The organism is Bradyrhizobium ferriligni, from assembly GCF_056837965.1.
Genome location: NZ_JBXEJO010000008.1, coordinates 46,772 through 62,769, shown reverse-complemented (window position 1 = coordinate 62,769; position 15,998 = coordinate 46,772). Strand labels below are relative to the sequence as shown.

The 15,998-nt window shown below is 65.8% G+C and carries 16 protein-coding genes; 2 read left to right on the top strand and 14 right to left on the bottom strand.

The window, feature by feature from the left end:
- Positions 1–18 precede the first annotated feature (18 nt).
- Complete coding sequence (locus AC1VNY_RS06470; RefSeq protein WP_092078051.1) at positions 19–1,275, bottom strand: adenylate/guanylate cyclase domain-containing protein; 1,257 nt, start codon at positions 1,273–1,275, stop codon at positions 19–21.
- 174 nt (positions 1,276–1,449) lie between these two features.
- On the opposite strand from AC1VNY_RS06470, the gene AC1VNY_RS06465 reads away from it, so the two are divergent.
- Positions 1,450–1,641, top strand: a complete 192-nt coding sequence (locus tag AC1VNY_RS06465) for a hypothetical protein (RefSeq protein WP_038385381.1) — start codon at positions 1,450–1,452, stop codon at positions 1,639–1,641.
- On the opposite strand, the gene AC1VNY_RS06460 is transcribed toward AC1VNY_RS06465, so the two are convergent.
- Positions 1,642–2,520: a DMT family transporter gene (locus AC1VNY_RS06460; protein WP_482404551.1), complete on the bottom strand. Its 879-nt coding sequence runs from the start codon at positions 2,518–2,520 to the stop codon at positions 1,642–1,644.
- 79 nt (positions 2,521–2,599) lie between these two features.
- Between AC1VNY_RS06460 and AC1VNY_RS06455 the strand changes: the two genes are divergently transcribed.
- A complete protein-coding gene (locus AC1VNY_RS06455) occupies positions 2,600–3,418 on the top strand; it encodes a helix-turn-helix domain-containing protein (protein WP_482404550.1) in 819 nt (272 codons plus the stop codon).
- Here the strand turns inward: AC1VNY_RS06455 and AC1VNY_RS06450 are convergent.
- The 12 genes from AC1VNY_RS06450 to AC1VNY_RS06395 all read right to left on the bottom strand — a co-directional run bounded on the left by AC1VNY_RS06450 (position 3,409) and on the right by AC1VNY_RS06395 (position 15,867).
- Entirely contained in the window at positions 3,409–4,212 is an 804-nt protein-coding gene (locus tag AC1VNY_RS06450) for an N-acyl homoserine lactonase family protein (protein ID WP_482404610.1), read from the bottom strand. The genes AC1VNY_RS06455 and AC1VNY_RS06450 overlap by 10 nt on opposite strands.
- A 149-nt stretch (positions 4,213–4,361) precedes the next feature.
- A complete protein-coding gene (locus AC1VNY_RS06445) occupies positions 4,362–5,318 on the bottom strand; it encodes a cation diffusion facilitator family transporter (protein ID WP_482404549.1) in 957 nt (318 codons plus the stop codon).
- Between the two features lie 174 nt (positions 5,319–5,492).
- On the bottom strand, positions 5,493–7,748 hold the full coding sequence (gene parC / locus AC1VNY_RS06440; protein ID WP_482404548.1) for a DNA topoisomerase IV subunit A: 2,256 nt from the start codon (positions 7,746–7,748) through the stop codon (positions 5,493–5,495).
- An 81-nt stretch (positions 7,749–7,829) separates the two neighbouring features.
- Entirely contained in the window at positions 7,830–8,087 is a 258-nt protein-coding gene (locus AC1VNY_RS06435) for a hypothetical protein (RefSeq protein ID WP_035631644.1), read from the bottom strand.
- A 168-nt stretch (positions 8,088–8,255) separates the two neighbouring features.
- Positions 8,256–9,005, bottom strand: a complete 750-nt coding sequence (gene recO, locus AC1VNY_RS06430; protein WP_482404547.1) for a DNA repair protein RecO — start codon at positions 9,003–9,005, stop codon at positions 8,256–8,258.
- 56 nt (positions 9,006–9,061) lie between these two features.
- Positions 9,062–9,442, bottom strand: coding sequence for a hypothetical protein (locus tag AC1VNY_RS06425; protein ID WP_212061773.1), 381 nt, complete (start codon positions 9,440–9,442; stop codon positions 9,062–9,064).
- Positions 9,443–9,456: 14 nt separating this feature from the next.
- A complete protein-coding gene (era, locus tag AC1VNY_RS06420) occupies positions 9,457–10,380 on the bottom strand; it encodes a GTPase Era (protein ID WP_482404546.1) in 924 nt (307 codons plus the stop codon).
- On the bottom strand, positions 10,373–11,194 hold the full coding sequence (gene rnc / locus AC1VNY_RS06415) for a ribonuclease III (RefSeq protein WP_028340976.1): 822 nt from the start codon (positions 11,192–11,194) through the stop codon (positions 10,373–10,375). The genes era and rnc overlap by 8 nt, the downstream gene beginning before the upstream one ends.
- A complete protein-coding gene (gene lepB / locus AC1VNY_RS06410) occupies positions 11,191–11,952 on the bottom strand; it encodes a signal peptidase I (protein WP_028333840.1) in 762 nt (253 codons plus the stop codon). The genes rnc and lepB overlap by 4 nt, the downstream gene beginning before the upstream one ends.
- A 283-nt stretch (positions 11,953–12,235) precedes the next feature.
- Complete coding sequence (acpS, locus tag AC1VNY_RS06405; RefSeq protein WP_482404545.1) at positions 12,236–12,652, bottom strand: holo-ACP synthase; 417 nt, start codon at positions 12,650–12,652, stop codon at positions 12,236–12,238.
- Positions 12,649–13,419 carry a pyridoxine 5'-phosphate synthase gene (locus AC1VNY_RS06400; protein ID WP_482404544.1) on the bottom strand — a complete coding sequence of 257 codons (771 nt, stop codon included), beginning with the start codon at positions 13,417–13,419 and terminating at the stop codon, positions 12,649–12,651. The genes acpS and AC1VNY_RS06400 overlap by 4 nt, the downstream gene beginning before the upstream one ends.
- A gap of 156 nt (positions 13,420–13,575) precedes the next feature.
- Entirely contained in the window at positions 13,576–15,867 is a 2,292-nt protein-coding gene (locus tag AC1VNY_RS06395) for a RelA/SpoT family protein (protein ID WP_028340980.1), read from the bottom strand.
- Positions 15,868–15,998: the final 131 nt, after the last annotated feature.

Below are 15,998 nucleotides of genomic sequence, written 5' to 3'. Positions count from 1 at the left end.
AATGACGGTGGAGAGACGCTAGCTCGCCAGATACCGCTCGTATTTGCCGCCGACGACCTCGTCGGCGGCGACGGCCGGATCCAGCGTATAGAGATCCTGCGCATGGCCGATGCCGCGCAGCACGAAGCGGCCGGTGGAGACCAGATAGTTGCGGCCGGCGGCGTCGAGCCCGGTGCGAAAGTCCGTCGAAGTCAGTAGCTCGCGGTCGACCGAGGCGCACATCGAGGCGATCCGGCTGACCTCGTTGACGGCGGGCCCGACCACCGTGAAATCCAGCCGGTCCTCACTGCCGATATTGCCGTAGAAGACCTGGCCGACATGGAGCCCGACATAGGCCGTGGTGGTCGGCCGGCCCTCGTTCTCGCGGCGATCGTTCAGCACGCGGATGTTATGCCGGAATCTGTGCTCGGCCCGCAGCGCCGCCCGCTTGGCGCCTGCCACGTTCTCGCCGGTGAACATCGCCAGCACGCCGTCGCCGATCAGCTTCAGCACCTCGCCGCCGGCGTCATGGATCGCGTCGATCGAGGCCTGGGCGTAGTCGTTGAGGAACGGAATGATCTCGTCCGGGCCGATCCGCTCGCTGATCGCGGTCGAGCCGCGCACGTCGGAGTACCACAGCACGGCCTTGATCTTCTCGGTGATGCCGCGCTGCATGCGTCCGCGCAGCACCTGCTCCGCGGTATCGCGGCCGAGATAGACCCGTCCGAGCGTGCGGGCGATCTCGACCTGCGCGGCCGATTTGATCGCAAGCCCGAGCACCGGCACCAGGTCGCGCAGCGCCGCCATATGGTTCTCGTCGAACCCGTCCGAATGGCGGGTGGTGTAGTAGGAGTAGAAGCAGTCCATCTCGCCGATCGTGCCGGCCTCGCCGAAGCGATGCACGAAGGCGGCGAAATGCTTGTGGCCCTTTTCGGCCAGTTCGCCGATCATCGAGAAATCGTGCGAGGTGTCGGCGAGATCGATCACTATCTCGTCATGGCCGTTTTCGAGCATGTGGTAGAAGGCCGACCGCCGCCAGGTCTGGCTGGCCTCGCCGGTGCTGGTCGAGCCGTATTCGAAGATGTCGGCCTCATTGCTCTCGCCGTCGTTCCAGCGGAAACCGCGTCCCTCGAAGATCGGATGCAGGGTATCGATGAAGACGATGGCCCGCGACAGCGGCATGCCCGCGGCCCGGCAGCGCTCGCAGAAACCGCGCAGCAGGTCGTTTTCCGGCAGGCCCGTCAGACCCTGGCGGACCAGCCAATTCATCAGGCGCAAACGGGGCGTCAGTTCCATAAGTCGGATTATGCCGGGCAATTGGTGCGGGAGGAAGGGCTGGTCGTCGCGTGACAGATGCGGACGCCAATGCGGCATTGCAAGGCCGCCCGCCCCACCATTTCGCGCGGAACACGGCCGCCGAATGGCGCCGATTCCGCTTCCTTTTGTCCGGCCGCTCGCGCACAACAGCGCATGGACAACGACGCTGGCCCGCCAAACCCGATCCGCCGCCTCATGCAATGGGCGATCACCCCGCCGCAATCCTATGGGGTCTATCTTGTCGGTCTTATCCTGGTGTTCGTCCTGTCGTTCTACGCCGGCACGCTGAAGCCGAAGCACTCGCCTGCCCCATCGGTGACCACGCCTTCCGCCCCGCGCGGCTGATCAGACCGATTTGGTTTCCGACGTCGCGATCCAGATGCCCGCAAAGACCGCGATCAGGCCGACGATCAGATTGGCCGTGATCGGCTCGCCGACCAGTTGCTTCGCAAGCAGCCCGGCGGCGATCGGATTGACCGTCATGGTGTTGGCGACGCGGGTCGGCGAGGCCCGCTCGAGCGCCAGCACCCACAGGATGAAGGCCAGCGCACCGCCGGCTATGCCGAGATAAAGCCCCGCGATCCATTGCGATGTGCCGAACTCGCGCAGCGTCGCCAGGCTGCCGGTGAACGACCCCACCGCCACCAGCGCCGCCGCGCCGGCGCCCATGCCGACGGCAAGGAAACCGAGCGCGCTGGAGCGGCGGATGAACGGTCGCGACAACACGTTGTAGAAGGCCATGCAGAGCACCGCGGCGGCCATGATCAGTTCGCCGCGCCATGCGCCCGGTGGCGCCGCCGCCAGCCCGGATGCCAGCGCCGCCGCCACGCCGAGCACCGCGATCGAAACCCCGATCGATTTGCGCATTGTCAGCGGCTCGACGCCGAGCAAGGCGCCGACCACCATGGTGGAGAGCGGCAAGGTCGCCAGCGCCAGGCTGGCGCGCGCCGCCGTCGTGTAGGACATCGCGAGATTATAAAGCACGAAGAACACGCCGAAGAAGGCGACGCCGAGCGCCGCGACCGCCGGCAAGTCCGTGCGCCGCGGCCACTTCGCGCCGAGCAGGACCGCGGCGGGCAGCACGCAGAGAAAGCCGATCGCCCAGCGCAGGATCGCCAGTGTGATCGGGTCGGCATTGCCCGCCAGGTAACGGGTGATCGCCGCGGCGGTGCCGCCGAGGCAGCTCGAGACCAGTGCAATCGCAACGCCGATCCACTCGCCCATCCCGATCCCCATGCGTTTTCGGTTCGCTTGTGGCATCTTGCCCGGCGAGATCATTCCGGCAACTACTTCACAGGTATTCATGTCGCAGCAGCGCGATTTTTCGGCCAGCCTGCGCTGGTGGCGGCAGCGCAAGGGGCACTCGCAACTCGAGCTCGCCGGGCGCGCGGATATCTCCCAGCGCCATCTCAGCTTTCTCGAGCTCGGGCGCGCCGCACCGAGCCGCGACATGGTGATCCGGCTTGCCGCGGCGCTCGACGTGCCGTTGCGCCAGCAGAACGCGCTCTTGGTCGCGGCCGGCTTCGCGCCGGTCTGGCGGCAAACCGACCTTGCCGCGCCCGAACTCGCCCAGATCCGTTACGCGCTGGATTTCATATTGGCACAGCAGGAGCCCTTCCCGGCGGTCGTGGTCGACCGGCACTGGAATCTGCTGCTCGCCAATTCGGGCGCGGGGCAGCTGGTGGAATTCCTGGTCGGGCCGCTGGCCCCAGGCACGGCGGTCAACCTTGCCGATGCGCTGGTCGCGCCCGGTGTGTTGCGCCCCTATCTCACCAACTGGACCGAGGTGGCCGGCTATTTCATCCGCAGCGTCGAGGCCGATGCCGCCGCCGACGGCACCACTGCGACGGCGGAATTGCTCAAGCGCCTGCTGGCCTATGACGGTGTCGAGGCCGCGTTGGCCGCGCCGCCGGGGCCCACATCCGGGCCGGTGCTGCCGATGCTATTCCGCAAGGGCGACGTCAGCCTGCAATTGTTCACCACGATCGCGACGCTGGGGACGCCGCAGGACGTCACGCTGCAGGAACTGCGCATCGAAAGCTTCTTTCCGATGGACGAGGAGACCGCGCAGATTTTTCGAAACTGGTCGAAAGCGAACGCCGCCAAGGCGGCTCAATCGTAGAAGTCCGGCGACAGCTTCAGCCCGTCGCGCTGCGCCTTGTCGTGGTTGATCCAGAGCTGCGCCTTCTCTTTCGACAGCGTGTCGGCGATCCTCTGCATCGAGGCCAGCGTCTGCTCCTTGCTGGCGTTCATGCTCGGCGCGCGCCGATTGTCCCAATTGTCCCTGAAGTGAACGGCATCGCCGCTCAGCACCACCGCGCCTGTCTTCGGCAGTTTCACCAGCAGCGACTGGTGGCCGGGCGTGTGGCCCGGCGTCGACAGGATGGTGACGCTGCCGTCGCCGAACACGTCGCGGTCGCCTTCCAGCTTCGTCACGGGATGCTCGGCCTTGAAGCGCGGCGCGTTGTTGGCGCCGGGCCATTCATACTCCGCCTTCTGCACGTACAACATCGCGGCCGGGAACAGCTCGACATTGCCGATGTGATCGGGATGGGTGTGCGAGACGGCGATCGCCTTGATGTCCGACGGCTTGACGCCGAGCTGGTCGAGCTGCGCGGCGAGCGTCTTCGGCCGCCGCCAGGTGACCGCCTTCGGGTCGGCCGGCGCAAGGCCGTCCGGCATCGCCGCCACCGCGTCGGGAATCCCGGTGTCCCACAGGAACCAGCCCTGAGCATGCTTGATCAGGTAGCAATTGTCGACGAAGTCCATCGACTTGCCTTCATTGACGCCGGGCGACCAGCGTGAAATGTCGCCTGCAACGCCTTCACCGCAGTTGAGGATGTAGAGCTTCTCGACGCCCGATTTCGCCGGCTCGGCGTCCGCATGCGGCAGCGCGCCCACGGCCCAGAACAACATCGCAAGACCGATTGCCTTCTTCACGTCGCCCTCCGTTGATCACGCCGGCCATTCGCGCGGTTGCAATGTGCCGTGTCGTCGCCGCCCGTGGAAGACGGGGACATGGGTCGAGCGATCAATTGAATGCGAGTGCGTGGCGGCTGCCTAGGCTAAACCATTTCGGCCGGTGCCAGCCGGCAGGTCTCGCTGCTGATCTCGACCTGCAGCGTCGCGTGGTGGATGCTGAAGCGCTCCGAGAGCTCGGCACAGACATGATGCAGGAAGACATCGTCGTGTCCGCCGGGCCGCACCAGATGCGCGGTCAGCGCGGTCTCGCTGGTGCTCATCGCCCAGATGTGCAGGTCGTGAACTTCAGTCACGCCCTCGAGCGCGGCGAGATAGTCCCTCACCTCTTTGAGATCGATGCCCTTCGGCACCGCGTCGAGCGCGAGGTTGACACTGTCGCGGGCGAGCTCCCAGCCGCTCAGCAGCACCACCACGGCGATGACGAGGCTGATCGCCGGATCGAGCCACTGCCAGCCGGTCGCCATGATCAAGAGCGCGGCGATCATGACGCCGACCGAGACGCCGGCATCCGCCGCCATGTGCAGATAGGCGCCGCGGACATTGAGGTCGCTGTCGCGGCCGCGCATGAACAGCAGCGCGGTGCCGCCATTGATCAGGACGCCGAGCGCCGCGACCCAGACCACGGTCCAGCTTGCGACCTCCGCCGGCTCGCGCAAGCGGTTGATCGCCTCGACCGCGATGCCGCCGACCGCGATCAGGAGCAACCCGGCATTGAACAGCGCCGCCAGGATCGAGGCGCGACGGTAGCCATAGGTGTGGGTATCGGTCGGCCGCCTGCCGGCGAGCCACGCCCCGCCCCACGCCAGCAGCAGCGCGATGACGTCGGAGAGATTGTGAACCGCGTCGGAGACCAGCGCCAGCGAGTTGGCGGAATAGCCGAAGATCAGTTCCGCGACGACAAAGGCGGTGTTCAGCGACGCGCCGACCGCAAAGGCGGTGCCGAAACTGTCGGGCGCGTGGCTGTGTCCGGCATGGGAATGCCCGGCGTGGGCGCGTCCGTGAGAATGACCGCTGTGGTCGTTGTCGTGATTGTGCGCCATGGCAACCGTCGCCCGATGTCGTCGGCGACGGTTATAGCGCGGTGGAATGTGGATACTATCACACCGCGCTCGTAGCCCGCGTAGCCCGGATGGAGCGCAGCGCAATCCGGGATCCTTGCCAAACGCGAAAGCGGCCCCGGATTTCGCTTCGCTCCATCCGGGCTACAAATCCCGTTACTCCACGCCGCGATTGAACTTGTTCGACTTCGGCAGGCCGTGGGCGAGCCGGCCGGCGTCGGCGCGGTTGCCGCGCCAGTCGGCCAATTCCTTCATGGTCATGCTGTGCTCGCGGCCGGCGGAATCCTTCCAGGTCAGGCCGGCCTTGGCGTCGAACACCGCAACGTCAGACAGCGACGCGCTGGTGTATTTTTGCAGCCGCACGCCGCGGCCGCGCGCCATCTCCGGCACCTGGTCGAGGCCGAACAGCACCATCTTGTGGTTGGTCCCGATCACCGCGACGGTGTCACCGTTCACGGTCGTGATCGCGCGGGCCTCGTTCGGCATCTCGACGTTGAGCACCTGCTTGCCCTTGCGGGTGTTGCCGACGCAGTCCTCTTCCTTGACGACAAAACCCTGACCCTCGCTGCTCGCGATCAGGAACTTGCGCTCGCCCTTGTTGACGAACAGCGAGATGATCGCGGCGTCCTGCTCGAGATCGATGAACATCCGGATCGGCTCGCCATGGCCGCGGCCGCCCGGCAGTTTTGCCACGTCGAGCGAGTAGAACTTGCCGTTGGTCGCGAACAGCAGCAGCTTCGAGGTGGTCTCGGCGAAGAACGAGTGCTCGAGCTTGTCGTCGGTCTTGAAGGCAAGGCCGGAGAGATCCTCGACATGGCCCTTCAGCGTCCGCACCCAGCCCTTCTCTGATATCACGACGGTGCACGGCTCGCGCTCGACCAGCGCTTCCTCGATCGCGGCGAGGTCATGCTCGGGCGCATCGGCGAAGGTGGTGCGGCGCTTGCCGAGCGGCGTCTTGGGTCCGAAGATGTCGCGGACCTTGCGGACCTGATCGCTGACCTTGGCCCATTGCTCGGTCTCGGAAGCGAGCAGGCCCTCGATCCCCTTCAGCTCCTTGCGAAGATCCTTGTCCTCGGTGCGGATCTCCATCTCCTCCAGGCGGCGCAAATTGCGCAGGCGCATGTTGAGGATGGCGTCGGCCTGGATCTCTGACAGCTTGAAGGTCTTCATCAAGACCGGCTTCGGCTCGTCCTCGGTCCGGATGATCTTGATCACCTTGTCGAGGTTCAGATAGGCGACGAGGTGGCCGCCCAGCACTTCCAGGCGGTGCTCGATCTGGGTCCTGCGGAAGTTGGACCGGCGGACCAGCACGTCGCGCAGATGGTCGAGCCATTCGCGCAGGCACTCGGCAAGGCCGACCACCTTCGGGATGCGGCCCTTGATCAGCACGTTGAGGTTCAGCGAGATCTTGCTTTCCAGCTCGGTCAGCCGGAACAGCGACTCCATCATCAACGCCGGATCGACGGTGCGCGATTTCGGCTCGATCACGAGCCGGACGTCCTCGGCCGACTCGTCGCGGACGTCGGCAACCAGCGGCAGCTTCTTCTCGTTGATGAGTTCGGCGATCTTCTCCACGATCCGCGACTTCTGCACCAGCCACGGAATTTCGGTGACGACGACCACCCAGGTGCCGCGCGCGCCCTCTTCCTGGGTCCAGCGCGAACGGGTGCGGAACGAGCCGCGCCCCGTGGTGTAGGCCTCGACGATCGCTTCCTTGGAATCGACCACGATGCCGCCGGTCGGGAAGTCCGGGCCCTTGACCCATTTCAGCAACGCCTTCGACTTGGCGTCGGGCTTCTCGATCAGATGCAGCGCGGCGTCGCAGAGCTCGGCCGCGTTGTGCGGCGGGATCGAGGTCGCCATGCCGACCGCGATGCCCTGCGCGCCGTTGGCGAGCAGGTTCGGAAAGCCGCCCGGCAGCACCACCGGCTCTTTCGACTGGCCGTCGTAGTTGAGGCGAAACTCGACGCCGTCCTCGTCGATGCCGTCGAGCAGCAGCCGCGCGACCTCGGTCATGCGGGCTTCGGTGTAGCGGTAGGCGGCCGGATTATCGCCGTCGATATTGCCGAAGTTGCCCTGGCCGTCGACCAGCGGGTAGCGCGAGGAGAAATCCTGTGCCAAGCGTACCATGGCGTCATAGATCGCCTGGTCGCCATGCGGATGGAACGAGCCCATCACGTCGCCGACGATCTTGGCCGACTTCTTGAATGCGGCGCGCGGGTCGAGCCCGAGCAGGTCCATGCCGTAGAGGATGCGCCGGTGCACCGGCTTCAGCCCGTCGCGGGCGTCCGGCAGGGCGCGATGCATGATGGTCGAGAGCGCATAGGCGAGATAGCGCTCCTCGAGCGCGTCACGCAGCGGCACCTCGTGAATTTCGGCCGGCTCTTCCGGCGGAATCTGTCGTTTTCCCATGGGGAGGCGTTAAACCTTGGCGGTGAATCGGGCAAGCCGCGAATCACGCCAACAGCCCATCGATGCACCTGATTCGCGCGATTATTGCGCCGACTGGCCGGCCGTCCGCACGGGCTTGACGGGAGTTTCCTTGAGGCAATGGCGGGCGATTTCGATCTCGGCGTCGGTCGCACCATGGGCTCTGGCCCAGCTTTCGGCGGCCGAGGCCGAGTACCTGGCGACGTAGTAGCGGACCACCGTGCAGGAGACGCGACGGAGCACGCCCCCCTGCTCGCCGGCCATAGCGTCCGGTGGCAGCGTCAGCAACGCCGCTGAAATAATAATTCCCCGCAGAAACATCGGTCGCCCATCGATGGAACCACGCCCCCGCAATGCTTCACGAGGCGATCTCGTTCCCGTCCCGCCGCGCATGACAGGGGCGCAGGAATGTCAGTGCTTCGCGCCATCGACGTCCGAGGCGAACCCGATGACCTCGATCTCGTCAAAACAGCGGCTCGGGGCGCGGGATCACGTCCCCGCCAGCCGCCTCCGCCGCCGGGCCACGGCGTTGATAAATCCGTCGCGGGCGTCGGAATGGCCCTGGCCGCGGGGCTCCAGCACGTGGCGGAGCAGGAACAGGCCGGTGATCTGGAAGCCGTCGCGCAGATCCTGGTCCGACCAGCTGTTGGCGCCGCCCTCGCCTTCGCGCAGGAACGCCGGCAGCGGCAACAGCCGGTCGCGCCACTGCTCGCCGGCGGCGCGGGACACGGCGCCGCCGGATTTCGGCGATACATAGATCAGGTCCGACGTCTCCCCGGTGGCCGCGCAGTTTTCCAGGTCGAGCCCGAAGCCGAGCTCGGTCAGCATGGCGAGCTCGAACCGGATCAGGTGCACGGCGGCAACGCCGGCGTCCTCGAAATCGTCGAGCGTCCCTTGCAGCATCCAGTAGATGTCCTCATGCGGATCGCGCTCCGGCAGCAGCCGGGCCAGCGCCGCAAGATGCGTAACGCCGTAGACCGCATGTGACGAGCCGAGCAGCGTCGCCGCGCGCAGCCGCGTGCCCTCCAGCGCATACATGCCGAGATGCTCGTCGAGGCGCGCCCGCCACACCGCGGTCACGCTGTTGCCGGGCTGCAGCAGCGGCCGCATCCGCGAGCCGGCGCCGCCGCGCACCAGGCCGAGATGGCGGCCGTGCTCACGCGTCAACAGCTCGACGATGGCGGAGGATTCGCCATGCCGCCGCACGCCCAGCACGATGCCTTCGTCGGTCCATTCCATGCGCGGAGTCTATCAGGATTCCGCGGATGAACGCAGCTTTCCTCACGCGTCATGCCCTACGCGTTGAACCAACCCCGCGCGTCACCGGTGAAGGAATAATACAGCCCGGCCGTGGTCAGGATGCATGACACCACCTCGATGGCGCTGTCGATCTCCATGCCCCTTGCGCCGATGACCTGCACCAGGGACATCACCGACAGGACAAGCACCGCGAGCAGCGCCCAGCGCGGCCAGTTCTTGCGGTGCTGCGCGGCGAGCCGGACGAAATACATCAGCAGCAGGATCATGCAGCCGGCCGTCAGGGTCTCGCCCATGATCATCTGCTCGGTCTTCAGGACGGTCGGCGTGCGGTCCTGGAACGCCACCGACAGCGCATCCAGCGTCAGCGACAGATAGAGCAGAACCTCAAACCACAGCACATTTCTGGGCACGTTCATGCAAACGTCGACTCTTATTCCTTGGGGAATTCCAGTCCCATTTCCTTGTAGCGATCGGGATCGTCACCCCAGTTCTCACGCACCTTGACGAACAGGAACAGATGCACGGGGACGCCCATGATCTCGGCGATCTCGGCACGTGCCTGCGCGCCGATCGACTTGATGGTGGCGCCGCCCTTGCCGAGCACGATCTTGCGCTGGCTCTCGCGCTCGACAAAAATCGTCTGCTCGATGCGGATCGACTTGTCCTTGCGGTCGGTCCAGCTGTCGGTCTCGACCGTCGACTGGTACGGCAGTTCCTGATGCAGATGGCTGTAGATCTTCTCGCGCGTGATCTCGGCCGCCAGATGCCGCATCGGCGCATCCGACATCTGGTCCTCCGGATAGAGGAAGGGCCCTGCGGGCACCAGCTTGGCCAGCGTCTGGCGCAAATCGGCAACGCCGTCGCCGGACAGCGCCGAAATCATGAAGGTGTGCTCGAAGCCCATCCGCTCGTTGGCGGCCTGCGCCAGCGCCAGCAGCTTCTCGCGCTGAACGAGATCGACCTTGTTCAGCACCAGGATCTTCGGATGGGCGACGGTTTCGAGCTTGGCCAGGATCGCGTTGGCCTCTTCGTCGAGGCCCGACTTCGCATCGAGCAGCACGCAGACGAGATCGGCGTCGTGCGCGCCGCTCCAGGCGGTCGACACCATGGCGCGGTCAAGCCGGCGCCGCGGCGCGAAGATCCCGGGCGTGTCGACCAGGATGATCTGCGCGTTGCCCTCGATCACGATGCCGCGGATCAGCGCGCGCGTGGTCTGCACCTTGCGCGAAACGATCGTGACCTTGGAGCCCACCAGCGCATTGACCAGCGTCGACTTGCCGACATTGGGCGCACCGATCAGCGCGACGAAGCCACAGCGCGTCGCGTCCCCTTGCCCTTTGGCCTCGTCAGTCATTGGTGCCGACGCCTTCGCGCTCGATCATCGCGGATGCTGCCGCCTTCTCGGCCGCGCGCTTGTTGCCACCGAGGCCCTCGGCGGAGGCCAGGCCCGGCAGGTCAACCGCAACGCGGAATTGTGGATCGTGATGCGGGCCGGTGCGTTCGACCTCGCGATAGACCGGCGTCGGCAGCCCCTTGCCCTGCGCCCATTCCTGCAACACGGTCTTGGGATCGCGCAGCGGCCGGCGCAGCTTGTGCATCCGTTCGGTCCAGTTGCGCTCGACGAACTGGCGCGCGGCCTCGTAGCCGCCGTCGAGAAAGATCGCCCCGATAACCGCTTCGCAGATGTCGCCGAGCACGGACTTGCGCAGCCGGGCGCCCTCGACCGCCTTCACCATGCCGAGCTTGATGTCCTCGAGCAGCCCGAGCGCCTTGGCGACGTCGGCGCAACTCTCCTTGCGCACGAGGTCGGCGAGCCGCTTCGACAATTCGCCCTCGTCGGCCTTGGGGAACGACCGGAACAGCATGTCCGATACGATCAGCCCGAGCACGTGGTCGCCGAGGAACTCCAGCCGCTGGTAGCTGTCGGCGCGGTTGCGGGTGGCGGGCTTCAGCGCGGAGACGTGGGTGAAGGCGGTGGTCAGCAGCGCGGGATCCTGGAAGGTGTACCCGATCCGCGCCTCGGTGCCCGCGATCGCGGCCTTCTCCTCAGCGGCCTTGGCCGCCTTGCTGCGCCGCTTCTTCGGCGCGGCTGTGCTGTCGGCGGCAGGCGTCTGGCTCGGCTCGCCGGTCGGCGCTTGATCGTTGATGGCTGCGGTATCGTCGTTCATCGCACGATAGAGAATAGGCGATTCCACCGCACGGCAAGCGGCCAGCGCCAGATCATCCAGGCCTGCTCGCCCTCGGCGATCGAGAAGAAGATCATCTGGGCGCGCCCGATGATGTTCTCGAACGGCACGTAGCCGACCTGCGACAGGAAGCGGCTGTCGGTGGAGTTGTCGCGGTTGTCGCCCATCATGAAGAAATGCCCGGGCGGAACGGTGTAGACGATGGTGTTGTCCATGTAGCTGTTGTCGGTGCAGTCCAGCGTCTCATAGCTGACGCCGTTCGGCAGCGTCTCCTTCCAGCGCTTGACGCGGGCGGTCGCATCCGCCGAGCCGCAGGGATCCTCGCCGACGAAATCGCTCAGCCGCTCCCGCTTGATCGGCTCGTCGTTGATGTAGAGCAGCCCGCTCTTGACCTCGATGCGGTCGCCGGGCAGCCCGATGACGCGCTTGATGTAGTCGGTGGAGTCATCCCGCGGCAGGCGAAACACCACGATGTCGCCGCGGTTCGGCTCCGAGCCGAAGATGCGGCCCGAGAAAATGTTCGGCGAGAACGGGATCGAATAGTGGCTGTAGCCATAGGAATATTTCGAGACGAACAGGTAGTCGCCGACCAGGAGCGTCGCCTTCATCGACCCGGAGGGGATGTTGAACGGCTGGAACAGGAAGGTGCGGATAACGAGCGCGATCAGAAGAGCATGGATGACGACGCGGATGGTCTCGCCCAAGCCGCTTTCAGATTTGGTCCCGGTGGTCACGCTCATTGCTTTCCCAATTCCCGTGGACTGATGTCCACGCGGTGGCAGAACGTTCTCTTCGCGCGAAGCGTTGGGCCTTCGCGTGAGGAAAATGGCCTTGATTCTGATCTTGAGGGCAAATTCCGGCCTAAACCCGGAATCAGCGTCTCGCTCGATATAACCCTGCGGCGTTTTAGACGGTTGTTCGCAGGGGCGCAATCAATCGCCGCCTCAAAACTTCGCAATTCATTGAAATATCAATGATTTTTTAGTTTGCTGAAGTTTTCCGGCAGATTCCGGCGCCCCGCGTTCATCTGGCGGTGGCAACCGCCGAAATTATGACGAAGGCCTGGGCCAAGGGCCAATCGTCGGTGATCGAAAGATCGATCTGCGCCTGCATGCCCTCGGGCGTCAGTTCCTGGAGCCGGGCCAGCGCCCCGCCGGTCAGCCGCATCGACGGCCGCCCGCCGGGCAGGTTCACGACGCCCATGTCCTTCCACCACACCCCGCGCCGGATACCGGTGCCGAGGGCCTTGGAGCAGGCCTCCTTGGCGGCAAAGCGCTTGGCGTAGGTTGCGACCACCATCTTCTCGCTGTTGGCGCGGCGCATCGCCTTGGCGCGCTCGGCATCGGTGAAGATGCGCTCGAGGAATCGCTCGCCATGGCGCTCGATCACCTTGGCCACCCGGGTGATGTCGATCAGGTCCGAGCCGATGCCGATGATCATGCGCTGACGCCACCCTGCGCCCTGGCGCGGCCGCGGTCCATCGCCGCACGCATCTCACGCACCGTCCCGGCAATGCCGACGAACAGCGCCTCGCCCATCATGAAATAGCCGATGTTCAACTCCCGGATTTCGGGCAGCGCGGAAATCGTCTCCGCGGTGTCATAGTCGAGCCCGTGGCCGGCATGGACCTCGAGCCCGGCCGCCTGCGCGAGCCTGGCGCCGGCGACGATGCGCTTCCATTCGGCCTCCGCCTTGTCCTGGTGGCCGTCGACCACGGCGTCGCACCAGCCGCCGGTGTGGATCTCGATCACCGGCGCCTTCAGCTTGGCGGCCATCTCGATCTGCCTGGGGTCGGCCGCAATGAACAGCGAGACGCGGATGCCGGCGTCATTGAGCCGTGCGATGAACGGCGCCAGTGCGTTGTGCTGGCCGACAACGTCGAGGCCGCCTTCGGTGGTGAGCTCCTGGCGCCGCTCCGGCACCAGGCAAACCGCGTGCGGCTTGGTGGCGAGCGAGATCCGAAGCATGTCGTCGGTCGCCGCCATCTCGAAATTCAGCGGCTTGGAGATCTCGGCCTTGAGCCGCGCCATGTCCTCGTCGCGGATGTGGCGGCGGTCCTCGCGCAGATGCGCGGTGATGCCGTCGGCGCCGGCCGCGATCGCGGCAAGCGCCAGCCGCACCGGATCGGGCCGCGCACCGCCCCGCGCGTTGCGCAGGGTGGCGACGTGATCAACATTGATACCGAGACGCAGCGGCGGAGACGACATCAAATCACTCTCTGACAAACCAGTTGAACCATCCCCTCATCCTGAGGAGCGGCGCCTGCGCCGCGTCTCGAAGGATGTGGCCCCGTCTCGGGCCGCATCGTCCGGAGACGGCGCTGACGCGCCTCCCCACCATGAGGGCCGATGACAGGCGGAAGCCTAACCATTGACGCGCTCGACCCGAGCGACGACGGCCTTGGCGCGCAACTGGGCGATGATAGCGCTGAGATGCTTGAGGTCATAGACCTCAAGATCGATGGTCAGCTCCGTGAAGTCAGGCGATTGGCGCGACATGTGGATGTTGTCGATGTTGCCGTCGTGCTCGGCGATCACGGTCGCGATCTGGGCAAGGCTGCCGGGCTCGTTGACATTGTGGACCAGGATGCGCGCAGGAAAGCGCTGCGGCATGGTTTCGTCGATATCCCAGCGCACGTCGAGCCAGCGCTCCGGCTCCTCCTCGAAATCCTTCAGCGCCGGCGACTGGATCGGATAGATCGTGATCCCCTCGCCCGCCGTGACGATGCCGACGATCCGGTCGCCCGGCACCGCGCCGCCGTTCGGCGCGAACTTCACCGGCAGGTCGGAATTGATGCCACGCACCGGGATCACCGAGGTGGCGCGCGCCGGATGCGGCGGGTTCTGCGTCTTCAGCTTGGCGGCGAGGCCCTTCTTGGCGCCGTAGCGCACCAGCCGCTCTTCCTTGTAGTCGGGATACATCGCGCGCGCGACGTCGGAAGCCTTGATCTCGCCGCGCCCGACCGAGGCCATCACGTCCTCGATCGAGGTGCGCGCGAGCCGCGGCAAGGCACCCTTCAGCTTGTCGTCGGCATATTCGATCTTGGCACGGGCAAACAGGCGGTCGACGATGCGGCGGCCGAGGCCGGCATACTGGTCGCGCACGGCGTCGCGGGTGGCGCGGCGGATCGCGGCCCGCGCCTTGCCGGTGCGGGCGAGCGCTTCCCAGGCCGACGGCGGCGCGGACTGCGCCTTCGAGGTCAGCACCTCGACCTCGTCGCCGTTCTGCAGCTCGGAGGACAGCGGCGCGAACTTGCCGTTGATCTTGCAGCCGACCGCGCTGTTGCCGACGCCGGTGTGAACGGCGTAGGCGAAATCGATCACGTTGGCGTTGCGCGGCAGCGCGATCAGCTTGCCCTTCGGCGTGAAGCAGAACACCTGATCGTGGAACAGCTCGAGCTTGGTGTGCTCGAGGAATTCTTCCGGATTGGCGCTTTCCGAGAGGATGCCGATGGTGTGGCGCAGCCAGGCGAAGGCGTTGGACTCGTGCTTCATCCGCTCGTGCGGCGAGCCCGCGCCCTCCTTGTAGAAGGCATGCGCGGCGATACCGAACTCGGCGATCTGGTTCATGTCCTCGGTGCGGATCTGCAGCTCGACGCGCTGCTTGCCCGGCCCGATCACCGTGGTGTGGATCGAGCGGTAGTCGTTCTGCTTCGGGGTCGAGATGTAGTCCTTGAAGCGGCCCGGCACCACCGGCCAGGTGGTGTGGACGATGCCGAGCGCGCGGTAGCAGGCCCCGACATCGTCGAGGATGATGCGGAAGCCGTAGATATCGGACAGCTGCTCGAAGCCGACCGACTTGCGCTCCATCTTGGTCCAGATCGAAAACGGCTGCTTGCGGCGGCCGAACACCCGCGCGGTGATGCCGTTCTTCTGCAGGTTCTTGGAGAGCTGGGTTTCGATCTCGCCGATCAAATTGCGGTTGCGCTCGGCCAGTGAATCGAGCCGCTGCTTGACCACCGCATAGGCCTCGGGATCGAGCACGAAGAACGACAGGTCCTCGAGTTCCTCGCGCATCTCGTGCATACCCATGCGACCGGCCAGCGGCGCATAGATATCCAACGTCTCTTCGGCGATGCGGCGGCGCGAGGCCGGCGGCACGAATTCCAGCGTGCGCATGTTGTGCAAGCGGTCGGCCAGCTTGATCAGCAGCACGCGGACATCGTCGGCGATCGCAAGCAGCAGCTTGCGCAAATTCTCGGCCTGCTTGGCCTCGCGCGACACCAGTTCCAGCCGCTTCAGCTTGGTCAGGCCCTCGACCAGCGCGCCGATCTCGTGGCCGAACACATTGTCGATCTCGGCCCGCGTCGCCTCGGTGTCCTCGATCGTGTCGTGCAGCAGCGCCGCCACGATCGTGGCGTCGTCGAGCTTGAGGTTGGTGAGGATCGCGGCGACCTCGAGCGGATGCGAGAAATAGGGGTCGCCGGAAGCACGCGTCTGCGTGCCGTGCGCCTTCATGGCGTAGACATAGGCGCGGTTGAGCAGGTCTTCGTTGGTGTCGGGGTTATAGGAGCGGACGCGCTCGACGAGGTCATATTGTCGCATCATTCGCGTCCGCGGCTTGGCCGGCCTTTCCGCCGTGGACGACGTCGGCGCCACCGCGACCGTTTCGGTTGCAGCCTGCATCTGGATGGAACTGCGGCGTCGATACGCCATGAACTCGCTGCCTCTCGCGCGGGACCGGAATGTCCCACCTTTCTTCAATCTAGTGCGCTTTCGAATGAAGCAGCACCCCGCGCGGGCCCTGGAACCATTCAATTTCGCGCGTCCGCATAGGACGCACCGTA